This is a genomic window from Acidimicrobiales bacterium (assembly GCA_036491125.1).
Classification (GTDB): domain Bacteria; phylum Actinomycetota; class Acidimicrobiia; order Acidimicrobiales; family AC-9; genus AC-9.
The window spans coordinates 16,393-27,254 of record DASXCO010000106.1 but is presented as its reverse complement, the minus strand read 5'-3'; the positions used below and the strand labels follow the sequence as shown (position 1 = coordinate 27,254).

At 70.9% G+C, this 10,862-nt stretch carries 12 protein-coding genes; 4 read left to right on the top strand and 8 right to left on the bottom strand.

The features are described 5' to 3' along the window. The 3 genes from VGF64_09155 to hisD form a co-directional block, all read right to left on the bottom strand. The coding region (locus VGF64_09155; protein HEY1634911.1) for an imidazoleglycerol-phosphate dehydratase at window positions 1–481 on the bottom strand (481 nt) is incomplete at its 3' end. Continuing rightward, window positions 478–1,539: a histidinol-phosphate transaminase gene (gene hisC / locus VGF64_09150; GenBank protein ID HEY1634910.1), complete on the bottom strand. Its 1,062-nt coding sequence runs from the start codon at window positions 1,537–1,539 to the stop codon at window positions 478–480. The genes hisC and VGF64_09155, both read right to left, overlap by 4 nt. After that, the gene (gene hisD, locus VGF64_09145; protein ID HEY1634909.1) at window positions 1,539–2,882 is read right to left on the bottom strand and encodes a histidinol dehydrogenase; all 1,344 of its coding nucleotides are present in this window, start codon (window positions 2,880–2,882) and stop codon (window positions 1,539–1,541) included. Before hisD ends, hisC begins: the two co-directional genes overlap by 1 nt. Before the next feature lie 122 nt (window positions 2,883–3,004). Here hisD and VGF64_09140 point away from each other — a divergent pair, with 122 nt between their 5' ends. Then, window positions 3,005–3,277, top strand: coding sequence for a hypothetical protein (locus VGF64_09140; GenBank protein ID HEY1634908.1), 273 nt, complete (start codon window positions 3,005–3,007; stop codon window positions 3,275–3,277). 120 nt (window positions 3,278–3,397) lie between these two features. Here the strand turns inward: VGF64_09140 and nth are convergent, their stop codons facing one another. Next, complete coding sequence (gene nth, locus VGF64_09135) at window positions 3,398–4,102, bottom strand: endonuclease III (protein HEY1634907.1); 705 nt, start codon at window positions 4,100–4,102, stop codon at window positions 3,398–3,400. A 34-nt stretch (window positions 4,103–4,136) separates the two neighbouring features. Between nth and mshD the strand changes: the two genes are divergently transcribed. Further along, window positions 4,137–5,063: a mycothiol synthase gene (mshD, locus tag VGF64_09130; GenBank protein ID HEY1634906.1), complete on the top strand. Its 927-nt coding sequence runs from the start codon at window positions 4,137–4,139 to the stop codon at window positions 5,061–5,063. Here the strand turns inward: mshD and VGF64_09125 are convergent. Beyond that, window positions 5,049–5,828 (bottom strand): VIT1/CCC1 transporter family protein, encoded by a 780-nt coding sequence (locus tag VGF64_09125; protein ID HEY1634905.1) that lies wholly within the window; start codon window positions 5,826–5,828, stop codon window positions 5,049–5,051. The genes mshD and VGF64_09125 overlap by 15 nt on opposite strands. 77 nt (window positions 5,829–5,905) lie before the next feature. Between VGF64_09125 and rlmN the strand changes: the two genes are divergently transcribed. Continuing rightward, window positions 5,906–6,967: a 23S rRNA (adenine(2503)-C(2))-methyltransferase RlmN gene (rlmN, locus tag VGF64_09120; protein HEY1634904.1), complete on the top strand. Its 1,062-nt coding sequence runs from the start codon at window positions 5,906–5,908 to the stop codon at window positions 6,965–6,967. Between the two features lie 10 nt (window positions 6,968–6,977). Further along, complete coding sequence (locus tag VGF64_09115) at window positions 6,978–7,352, top strand: hypothetical protein (protein HEY1634903.1); 375 nt, start codon at window positions 6,978–6,980, stop codon at window positions 7,350–7,352. Between the two features lie 32 nt (window positions 7,353–7,384). Here the strand turns inward: VGF64_09115 and VGF64_09110 are convergent, their stop codons facing one another. The 3 genes from VGF64_09110 to VGF64_09100 are packed head-to-tail and all read right to left on the bottom strand — an operon-like array spanning window position 7,385 to window position 10,725. Continuing rightward, window positions 7,385–7,918 (bottom strand): hypothetical protein, encoded by a 534-nt coding sequence (locus VGF64_09110; protein ID HEY1634902.1) that lies wholly within the window; start codon window positions 7,916–7,918, stop codon window positions 7,385–7,387. Continuing rightward, window positions 7,911–9,494, bottom strand: coding sequence for a class I SAM-dependent methyltransferase (locus tag VGF64_09105; protein HEY1634901.1), 1,584 nt, complete (start codon window positions 9,492–9,494; stop codon window positions 7,911–7,913). Before VGF64_09105 ends, VGF64_09110 begins: the two co-directional genes overlap by 8 nt. Beyond that, a complete protein-coding gene (locus tag VGF64_09100; protein ID HEY1634900.1) occupies window positions 9,487–10,725 on the bottom strand; it encodes a radical SAM protein in 1,239 nt (412 codons plus the stop codon). The genes VGF64_09105 and VGF64_09100 overlap by 8 nt, the downstream gene beginning before the upstream one ends. Window positions 10,726–10,862: the final 137 nt, after the last annotated feature.

Sequence of the window (10,862 nt, the reverse complement as noted above, 5' to 3'; positions counted from 1 at the left end):
GCCCGCTGCGCAGCCTGATGTGCAACGTGATGCCGGCCGAGGTCGTGAGGGCCCGCCAGAACTCCTCGGCCAGCTGTGGCTCGAACGGGGGGCTCCCGAGGGGCACGGCGTCGGCCGCAACGTCCACCTCGTAGTGGAGGTATGGGCGCCCGGAGAGATCGAGCGCCACCTCGACGAGCGCCTCGTCGAGAGGCACGGCCATCGAGGCGAAGCGGCGCACCCCGGCCTTGTCGCCAAGCGCGGCGGCCAGGGCCTCGCCGAGCACGATGCCCACGTCCTCCACCGTGTGATGGGCGTCGACCTCCAGATCGCCCTTGGCCGAGACGGTGAGATCGAGTCCCCCGTGCCGGCCGAGCTGGGACACCATGTGGTCGAAGAACGGGAGGCCCGTGGCCACCTCGACCACACCCGAGCCGTCAAGGGCGAGCGCGACCTCGACCGTCGTCTCGCGGGTCCGACGGGAACGCTCGGCCCTTCTCATCCGAGGACCTCTCCCAGAGCGGCCAGGAACGCGGTGTTCTCCTCGGGGGTGCCCACGGTCACCCGCAGGCAGCCGTCGAGACGGGGCCAGCCGCTGCAGTTGCGGACCAGCACCGAGCGATCGAGCAGGCCCTGCCACACGTCGTCTCCACGACGCGTCAGCGGCCGGAAAAGGATGAAGTTGGCGTCCGAGGGCCACGACTCCACCGGCAGCAGCCCCAGGGCGGCCGCGAGGCGGCCGCGCTCCTCCACCAGAGCCTCGACCCTGGCGTCCATGTCGGCTTGGTAGTCAAGGGCCAGGCGCCCGGCCACCTGCTTGATGGCGTCGAGGTGGTACGGCAGCGCGACCTCCTCGAGCGCGGCCACGACCGACGCGGGCGCGACCAGGTAGCCGAGCCTCGCCGCGGCCATGGACCACGTCTTGGAGAACGTCCGGACGACGACCAGGCGGTCGTGGTCGCCGAGCATCGACAGCGCCGACCACGCAGAGAACTGGCCGTAGGCCTCGTCCACCACGGCCAGGCCTGGCACCAGGGCCAGCACCTGATCGACCACCTGCGGGGAGTCCGCCCGGCCGGACGGGTTGTTGGGCGAGCACAGGAAGGTGACGACGGGCGCCGTCTCTTCGCTCACGCGGCGCACCTCGTCGAGGTCGATCCGAAAGTCGGCCAGCCGCTCTCCAGTCGCCACGCCCGTCCCGGTGAGTCGGGCGATGTGCGAGTGCAGGGCGTAGGTCGGCTCGAACACGGCCGCGGTGCGGCCGGGGCCGCCGAAGGCCAACAGCAGGCACTGCAGCACCTCGTTGGAGCCGTTGGCGCAGAACACCTCCTCGGGCCTGACGCCGTGCGCCTCCGCCAGCGCGGCGCGCAGCGCCCACGCCCTGCGGTCGGGATAGCGGTGGAACTCGAGGCGGGCCAGCTCGCCACACAGCGCGTCCACCCAGGCGCGCGGCGGCGGGATGGGCGACTCGTTGGTGTTGAGCCGCACCGCCACGTCCACCTGCGGGGAGTGGTACCCCTCGCCGAGATCGAGGTCGGCGCGCACCGGGACGGGCGGCACTAGCTCTCCCATGTTCTCGGGCCGGCTCTCTCCTCGGGCCGGCCTCCCGGGCCGGCCTCCCGGGCCGATCTGAGTCGGACCGACTCGGCGTGCGCGGGAAGTCCCTCGGCTTCGGCGATGGCACGCACATGTGGGCCGACGCCGGCGAGTGCGCCCTCGTCCAACGAGACCACGTGGACGTGTCGGACGAAGTCGTCGACCCGCAGCGCGCTGGCGAAGCGGGCCGATCCGTAGGTCGGCAGCACGTGGCTGGGGCCGGCCAGGTAGTCCCCGACGCTGGCCGGGGCGAAGAGACCCGTGAACACCGCCCCGGCATTGCGTACCAGCGGGAGGAGCCCTTCGGGCTCCCCACAGAGGAGCTCCAGGTGCTCGGGGGCGATGCTGTTGGCCACGGTCATGGCCTGTTCGGGACCCTCGACGACCACGGCGTAACCTCCTTCGCTCAACGTGGCCTCGATCTCGGTCCGCCGGGGCGACGCCGCCACAAGGCGGGCCACGGCGTGGGTGACCTCCTCGGCCACCCGCTCCGACCAGGTGACGAGCCAGGCCAGCCCGTCGGGCCCGTGCTCGGCCTGCACCACCACGTCGATGGCGGCGAGGTCGACCGGTGTGGACGCGTCGGCGACCACCACGACCTCCGAAGGACCGGCGAAGGCGGAGGGTACGCCTACCACCCCCGACACCTGGCGCTTGGCTTCGGACACGTAGATGTTCCCGGGACCGACGATGACGTCCACGGCGCCGATGGTCTCCGTGCCGTACGCCATCGCCCCCACGGCCTGGGCGCCCCCGACGCGGTAGACCTCGTCGACTCCGGCCAGGGCCGCGGCCGCCAGGGTCGGCTCGGCCACGCTCCCGTCGGCGTCAGGAGGCACGCAGAGGGCCACCTCGCCCACGCCGGCGACCCGGGCGGGCACCGCCGTCATGAGCACCGTGGACGGGTACCGGGCCCGGCCGCCGGGGACATAGAGCCCTGCCCGTGCGATCGGCCTGGGGAGCTCCGTGACGACGACGCCCTGGCGCTCGTAGGGCAGGGGATTCGACGAACCGCCTTGGTGGCGGTGGTAATCCTCGATGCCGCTCCGGGCCGCCTCGAGGGCCTCCCGGAGGACCGTAGGGATGGACTCGAGGGCATGGCCGAGCTCGCTCGCCGGGACCCGCAGGTCGTCGAGTACCACGCCGTCCAAGCGCTCGGTGTGCTCGCGCACCGCGGCGTCGCCCCTCGCCCGCACGTCAGCCAGGATTGCCTGGACCGCGGGGGTCGGAGGTTCCTTGGCCATCGCCGGCCTGGGCAGGATCCCGGCGAGGTCGGTCACGCCCCGCAGGTCCAGTCGGGTGAGCATCGCCACCCGATCGTAACGGTCCCGTTCCGGGCGCCTCCCGCCTTTACCGGCCCAGCCACGCGCTATCGAGAGTTGTTCCTGTTCCACGATGCATCGAAAGTGGGCGGGCGCTGGTGGGCGCGATGCACCTTTTCGACAACACGTGGAACCGAGGAACGGTCCCGACTCGCCTCGCCCCGAGCCATTATCTGGCCATGACCGCATCGAGCGCCGAGCTCTCCTCGCTGGCCACCGCCCTCGACGAGCTGACCACGCGCATCACGGCAATCGCCGACAGCTACGCGCGCGACGACCGAGACGAGGTGGCCACCGATCTCTACGCCGTCGAGCGCGCCCTGACCGGGGCCCAACGCCGGCTGACCAAGGTCATCGACGCCCACCAGCGAGGCACGTGACGCCCAGTCCGTGCTCGGACACGCTAACGGCGCCCGAGTGGGCGCCGTCAGCGGAGCAAGCCGGGCGGCGGATCCCGAACTCGCTCGTGGAACCAGGTGGCGGGAACCGGTTCCACCTATTCACAACGTCGCCTTCTTGTGCCTTGTTCCTGACGCGGCCCGGGCCCATCCGGTCGGTAGCTCCGCTGAGGGGCAGAAGTCGTTCAGCACGCAGTCAACGCAGTGGGGCCGGCGGGCCACGCAGACCCGACGGCCGTGGAGGATCAGACGCAGGCTGAACGATCCCCACTCGGCCGGTGGGAGCAGAGCCGACAGCTCGTGCTCGGCCTTCACCGGGTCGGTCTCGGCCGTGAGCCCCAGGCGCCGGCTGAGCCGTCCGACGTGGGTGTCCACCGGGAGGCCGGGCAGGCCCAGCCCGACGCTGCGGATGACGTTGGCGGTCTTGCGCCCCACCCCCGGCAGGCTCGTGAGGTCCTCGATCGATGACGGGACTTCACCGCCGAAACGCTCGACCAGTGCCCCGCCCATCCCCTTCAGGCTGCGGGCCTTGTTGCGGAAGAACCCCGTCCGATGGATGAGCGCCTCGAGCTCCCCGAGGTCCGCACCCGCCAGCTCCTCGGGACCCGGGTAGGCACGAAAGAGCGCTGGCGTCACCGCGTTCACCCCCTCGTCGGTCGTCTGGGCGGAGAGGATCGTCGCCACGACCAACTGGAAGGCGTTCTCGTGATGAAGGGCGGTCAGCTCACGCGGGTCGCCCGGGTACTCCTCGGCCAGCCTCGTCGCCGTCTCGCGAGCGCGACCGCGAGGAGTGCGGGGTCGGGCCATGAGGCGGAACGCTACCGGCACTACCCTCTGCGGCGTGCAGCTCGAGGTGAAGCGGCGAATGGGCGAGGCGGACATCGCGGCGGTGTCCGAGCTGCTCCACGCGGCTGCCCTCGCTGACCACCACCTTCCGCTCGGCGAGCACATGTGGCTGGATCTGGTGGAGGGGGGTCGCACGGGATTCGCCGGCTTCGTCGCGTGGGAGGCCGGCCACGGCCATCCCGTCGGCTACGCCCAGCTGAGTCGGGGCCGGACGAGCTGGGCCATCGAGTTCGTGGTGGATCCTCACCACCGCGAGCCCGGCGGCACGGTCGGGGTCGACCTGGTGCGCGCCGCCCTCGACGAGATCGCCCGCGAAGGTGGAGGGCACGTGCACATGTGGGTGCCCAAGCCCGGTGCCCAGCACGACGCCATCGCCGCCGCCAACGGCATGGCCCGCGGCCGAGAGCTGCTGCAGATGCGTCGTCCGCTGCCGGTCCCGGGCAGCCGGGAGCCCATCGAGACGAGGCCGTTCGAGCCCGGACGGGACGAGGTGGAGTGGCTGGACGTCAATGCCCGAGCGTTCTCGTCGCATCCGGAGCAGGGCGAGTGGGATCTGGAGACGTTGCTGCGGCGGGAACGGGAACCCTGGTTCGACCCAGAGGGGTTCCTCCTCCTCGAGCGGGACCGACACCTGGCCGGGTTCTGCTGGACGAAGATCCACGCCGACCACGATTCCCCGCTCGGTGAGATCTACGTGATCGCCGTGGACACCGCGTTCCAGGGACTGGGCCTCGGGCGCAAGCTCCTCCTTGCCGGCCTCGACTGGCTGGCCGGACGGGGCGTGCCGACGGGAATGCTCTACGTGGACGCCTCGAACGAGTCAGCGATCAAGCTGTATCGCGACGTCGGCTTCACCGTGGACCACGTCGACCGGGCGTACGTGGTCGACGTGGCCGCGTCTCCCGCGTCAGGCCGCGCCTGAGATGCCGACCGCCCTGCCGATCGAGTAGGTCACCCCCGCCGCCACGGCGGAGATGGCGAGCTGCCGCAGGGCCGACTGCAGCACCGCCCTGCCCGTGAACCGGGCCAGCGCCGCTCCCACCGCCAGGGCGGCCACCACGCCCACGGTGATCGACGCCAGGATGGCGGCGGTGCCGGTGGTGAAGAACCAAGGGAGCAGCGGCACCAGGGCGCCCAGGGCGAACGCCGCGAACGATGACAGGGCGGCCTGCAGCGGCGAGCCGAGCGACGACGGCGTGATGCCGAGCTCCTCGCGGGCGTGGGTGTCGAGGGCCACGTCCGGGTCCCGCATCATCTCGGTGGCGAGGTCCTGGGCCACCCCGGGGTCGACGCCCCGGCTCTCGTAGATGTGGGCCAGCTCCCGTCGCTCGCCCTCGGGGCGACGGTGGATCTCGGTCCGCTCGAGGTCGAGCTCCCGCTCCATGAGCTCGGACTGGGCTCGCATCGAGATGTACTCGCCGGCGGCCATCGAGAAGGCGCCGCCGAGCAGCCCGGCCAGGCCCGCCAGCCGCACGAGCCCTGACGCCGGGTGGGCGCCGGCGACGCCCAGGATGAGTGAGACGTTCGACACCAGACCGTCGCTGACGCCGAACACCCCGGCCCGGGCCGCGCCGCCCTGCACGTTGCGGTGGTGGTGCTCGCCGGCGATGGCGTCGGTCGACCGCGACAGGCCCCGATGCGGGAGGGGGATGGTCCGTGAGCGGACCCTGTTCGCGCCCGACGCCATGCCCTCCACGCTACTGAGTGTCGCGCCTTGTGCGGTCCTCCGACCCGCGAGATGGCGTCCATGTAGCGTGGGCGGGCGTGGATAGTCGCTACGAGCTCAGCCGCACCCAGCTGGGCGCCCTGCTCGGCGACGAGCCGCAGTGGCGGGTCGGACAGGTGTGGGATGGCCTCTACCGGCGGGCGGTGAACCCCGTTGAGATGACCGAGCTGCCGAGGCGACTTCGGTGCCGGCTGGCCGAGGAGCCTGCCCTGGCTCCCGCGCTGCGCCTCGAGAGCGAGTCAGTCGCCGACCAGGGCTTGACGAGCAAGTCGCGGTGGAGCCTTGCTGATGGCAACCAGATCGAGACGGTGCTCATGCACTATCGCGACAGGTCGACCGTGTGCGTGTCGACCCAAGCCGGGTGCGCCATGGGGTGCGGGTTCTGCGCCACGGGACAGGGGGGCTTTCGCCGCAACCTCCGGATCGGCGAGATCGTCGAGCAGGTGGCCCGGGCGATGAGGTCCTGTCGACAACTGGCTCCCCCGCGCCGCCTCTCCAACGTGGTCTTCATGGGTATGGGCGAGCCGCTCGCCAACTATCGCCAGCTGGGCGGGGCCATAGAGCGCATCCACTCGGAGCTGGGTATCTCCACCCGCCACCTCACCATCTCCACTGTCGGCCTGGTCCCGGGTATCCGGCGACTGGCCGAGGACCGACTCCGCGTCGGCTTGGCCGTATCGCTGCACGCCGCCAACGACGCCCTTCGTGATCGCCTGGTGCCGGTCAACCGTCGGTATCCGCTCGCCACCCTCATGGACGCGTGCGGTCGTTATCGGTCCCGGACCCGCCGGCGGGTCTCGTTCGAATGGGCCCTCATGGACGAGCTCAACGACTCACCGACCGACGCCGCCGAGCTGGCCGACCTCGCCCGCCCGCTCGGTGCCCACGTGAATCTCATCCCCCTCAATCCCACGCCGGGCTGGCCGGCCAAGGGGACCCCGCCTCACCGGGTGAGTGCCTTCCAGGGAGAGCTGGCCTCGCGCTCGGTGAACGCCACAGTGCGGCGCAACCGGGGCACCGACATCGACGCTGCCTGCGGCCAGCTGGCGGGACGGTCCTCGCCGGGCGCCCTCGCGCGCACGCCGCAGTCAGTCAACTAGCCTGCGCTCCATGGGCATGGAGCGTCGTCGGTGGCTCAACCCCACCCAACCCCAGACGCTGCAGATCGCCGTGATGCTGCTGTATCTCAACGCCGCGCTCGGCCTCCTCAGCCTCATCATCGGAGGGGCGGCGGGTCTGTTCGGCATCGCCATCATCGCCGCTGAGATACTCGGCGCTTACGGGATCGCCAACGAGCGCAAGTGGGGCTACATCGTGGGTCTCGTAGCCGCGGTCCTTCCGTTGGCGCTCGTCGTCCTCGCCGTGGTCGCCGGTGTCGCCAGCGTCCTCGGGCTGGGGATCATCGGCGTGATATTCCAGATCGCCCTGGTGGCTCTGCTCCTGCACCCGCAGAGCCGCGAGTACCAGCGCATCTGGTTCAAGTAGCCCAGCGCCGACCTCGTCGGCTCGGGGCGCGATCAGGGATTGGGGTGGACCGCGTCCTTGTGGATGAAGTCTGAGTGGACATCGTGGTGAATGTTGTCCACGTGATCGAAGAAGTTGTCGTTGTGCAGCACGGGGTGGTCGAAGTGGCCCTGGTCGAAGTGGAAGTCTTTGTGCGTCGTGTCGGTGTGCGTCGTGTCGGTGTGGGCCGAGTCGCTGTGAGTCGTGTCGTTGTGGGTGGTGTCAGCGTGATCGGTGTGCCCCTTGTCGGTGTGCGTCGTGTCGGTGTGGGCCGAGTCGCTGTGTGACGTGTCGTTGTGGCTGGCGTCGCTGTGATCGGCGTGGTCGGCGTGGCTGCCCGAGTCGCTGTGGTCCCCGTGCCCGGCCGCCGCCGCCGTCGTGCTCGTCCCACCACCGCAGGCGGCTGCCAGTGCCGGCACCGCGAGCACCGCCGGCACCGCCATGCCGGCGCGCAGGATCTCCCGCCGGGAGAACTGGCGCTGTCGAGCCTGTCGCCCGTCGTCGTCCGACGGCGGCACGCTCGCGTCGCCCCTGTCCTTGTCAGCCATCGGTCCCCCCTGGGGTCGATCCGTCAATGACAACGAGTGCGGCCTGCTGGCCGCCAGGCCCGACCACGGTCAGACCAGCCTCCCTGGCCAGGCTGGCGAGGTCGCCGGTCCGGGTGAGCCAGTCGCCGTAGGCGTAGACGAGCACCCGGTCGCAGTACTGGTGCAGCCGCTTGCGCAGCGTGACGGCGCGCCGTTCGTCGCTCTCCAGCAGGCGGCCCGGCATCAGGAGGGCCAGGGCGAAGCGCCGCCCCTCGACCCAGAGCTGATCGCCGTCGAACAGGTCGCCGCTCACGAAGTTGTCGGCGTGGGCGGCGTGGAGCTGGCGGGCGTGCTCGATCCGCTGCGGGTCGACGTCGACGCCGAAGGGGACCACGCCGGGGGCAGCGGCCCCCAGCCGCTCCAGCAGGGCACCGTTGCCACACCCCAGGTCAATGACGTTGCCCCCGCCTTGTCCGAGGGCCCGGACACCGGCTTCGACCACCGGGCGGTGGGCGTCGTGCATGGCCCCGACCGAGGAGAAGCCGTTGTCGGTCGCGTACCACGACGGCCGGGGGTGGAGGCGCACGGCGTTCTCCAGACCCCGGCGAAAGCCTCTGCTCTCGGTCAGCCGCAGCCGCACCGGCACCTCGTACGGGAACCCGAGACCGCGGATGCCCTCGGACGGGTGGGCGCTGCCCTGGCGGCGCACCACGTAACGCCGGGTCGTGGCGTCGGTGCGGGTCGACACCTTGAGCACCGGCGTCTTGACCTGGGCGATGCCGTGGAGGGCCGACCACTCAACCGACCAGGAGAGGATCTCGGTGAGCCAGTCCATCTCCTGGGCGAACCCGGCCCGGCGGCCGACCTCGACCAGACGCGTGCCGAGCTCTACCGTCGCAGCACAGTCGAGGCGACAGGGAAGGTGGGGCACGGCCCGCACGCCCATCCAGCGCCACAGGATGTTGGCCTCCGGTGGACCGGTGGCCTCGGTCGTCGTCGTCTCCGGGCCAGCGCCGCCGGTCGCCACGGCCATCGGCCACGTCGTGTCGACCATGGCCTCGTCGACCCACACCCGCCGGAAGAACTCCCGACAGCAGGGCGGATAGCCCAGGAGGTCGCCGATGGCCTCCTGATCGCCGTCATCCCAGGCCGTCTTGAAGGCGGCCACGTCTGGCGGGCGGCCCACGACGAAGCGGAAGACGAACGGCTGGCCCGCCTCGGCCGGCACCCCGGTGGCCGAGTAGGGCTGGCCCGAGATGCCCATCATCTCGACCGGCAGGGCGTTGAGGCCCTCCTCGGCCCAGGTGGCGCCCATGGTGAGGAACTCCTCGGGCGACGCCATCGTGACCGCGCACGAGCGGACGCCGGCCAGCACCGCCCGCCACTCGGTCTCGGCCCACGCCGTGGCGATGCGCTCCAGGCGCGGCCGCCACACACGTTCGGCCCCGTCGCTCACCCAAGCAAGGCGGGTGAAGTCCGGCAGGGTGAAGTCGAGCCGCTCCATCGGCGCGGGCCGGCCTCCCGGGTCGGCCGTCTCCGACTGCGGTTGGGTGGTGGGCGCCGCTTGCTCGCCGGACGAGGCCAGAGTGTCAGCCATCGCCGAGGTCGCTGTCTCCATGCGGGATGTCGCCGTGGCTCGTGCCGCCGCCCGACACCGCGGCCAGGTCCCTTCCCTCGCTCATCCACCGGCGGGTGCCGGCGATGGTCAGGGACTGACCCGCGCTCCACAGGTCGAGAAACGCCCCTTCGATCTGGCGGCGCTCCGGGCTGGTCGACAGTGGCTGTTCGCCGTCATCGAGCATCTTGTCCTCGAGGTGGCGGAACATCCCCTTCCACAGCTCACAGTCCCGGGACCGGTTGCGCCAGTCCCCGTCGATGGCGGTGCCCGGGCACTGTCCCTTGCACATGATGAAGAACCGGCAGTCCTTGCAGCCCCCGTGCTCCTGGGGCGTGTGGTAGAGGGCCAGGTACCGCTCGAAGCCCTCGACGGGCGCCTTCACGAAGTCGATGCCGTCCTTGTTGGTGCGCCCGCAGTTGCTCGACTGGCCGGTGCCCTCGACGCCGCGCACCGCCCTGGTGGTGTACGGATCGCAGGCGTTCCAGGTGCACGTCGAGGAGTCGTCGTTGCCCGAGAGCAGCTTGCGCATGTCGTCGAACACGTCGAAGCGCAGGGTGGAGAGCTCGGCCTCCATGGCGGCGAAGCTCGAGAAGGCGGCCATGTTCTCGCCGGTGGACAGGGCGTAGGCCGAGCCCACGTCGTCGCCTTCCACCTCGAGGTCGTGGAGGCGAGCCGAGGTGATCCCCATGGCAGCCAGACGGCGAAACCAGTCGTGCAGCACCGCGAGCTTGTCCGCCGTGGCGTTGCCCCGATGGAGGGTGACGATGAGGCTCGGTGGCATCCCCTCGCGGCACAGCCGCTCGATGGCGGCCTCGGTCTTGACCGTGTTCTCCCGGGTGCGCTCGAGACTGCCGGCCCAACGCACGTCGTTGAGCTCCCCCGGTCCATCGATCGAGATCCCGACCTGGACCTTGTACTGGCGGAACATCCGCACGTGGTTGTCGTTGATCAGCACCCCGTTGGTCTGGATGCCGTTCGAGCCGAAGCGCTCGAGCCCCCAGGCCCACAGCGACTCGAGGTCCTCCTCGGGCACCAGCAGCGGCTCGCCGCCGAAGACGGTAAACGGACCACCCTCCCGCTCGACCGCCGCCTTCATCGCCTCCATGTCGTAGGACCGTGGGACGTTGTCCGCGTCGCGTATCGGGTTCTGGTAGCAGTACTGGCACTGGATGTTGCAGGCCACACCCGTGGGTCGCAGCTCTACGGTCATCGGGTCCCCATGCGCCGCCGCGCCGCCATTCGCCGCCTCGTCCCTGTCGCTCCCGCCGGTGCCCACCCCGAAAGTTCAGAGTGGAAATCCAGATGGTAAGCAACGGACCGGGCAAACGCAACCGTTTCGCTCCTGCG

What these genes read in the sequence shown, in the direction of transcription:
- VGF64_09125 (HEY1634905.1), bottom strand. Translation starts at nt 5,828, where the DNA reads ATGGCGTCGGGCGCGAACAGGGTCCGCTCACGGACCATCCCCCTCCCG.
- VGF64_09105 (HEY1634901.1), bottom strand. Translation starts at nt 9,494, where the DNA reads ATGGCTGACACTCTGGCCTCGTCCGGCGAGCAAGCGGCGCCCACCACC.
- VGF64_09140 (HEY1634908.1), top strand. Translation starts at nt 3,005, where the DNA reads ATGCACCTTTTCGACAACACGTGGAACCGAGGAACGGTCCCGACTCGC.
- VGF64_09110 (HEY1634902.1), bottom strand. Translation starts at nt 7,918, where the DNA reads ATGGCTGACAAGGACAGGGGCGACGCGAGCGTGCCGCCGTCGGACGAC.
- nth (HEY1634907.1), bottom strand. Translation starts at nt 4,102, where the DNA reads ATGGCCCGACCCCGCACTCCTCGCGGTCGCGCTCGCGAGACGGCGACG.
- hisD (HEY1634909.1), bottom strand. Translation starts at nt 2,882, where the DNA reads ATGCTCACCCGACTGGACCTGCGGGGCGTGACCGACCTCGCCGGGATC.
- VGF64_09115 (HEY1634903.1), top strand. Translation starts at nt 6,978, where the DNA reads ATGGGCATGGAGCGTCGTCGGTGGCTCAACCCCACCCAACCCCAGACG.
- VGF64_09100 (HEY1634900.1), bottom strand. Translation starts at nt 10,725, where the DNA reads ATGACCGTAGAGCTGCGACCCACGGGTGTGGCCTGCAACATCCAGTGC.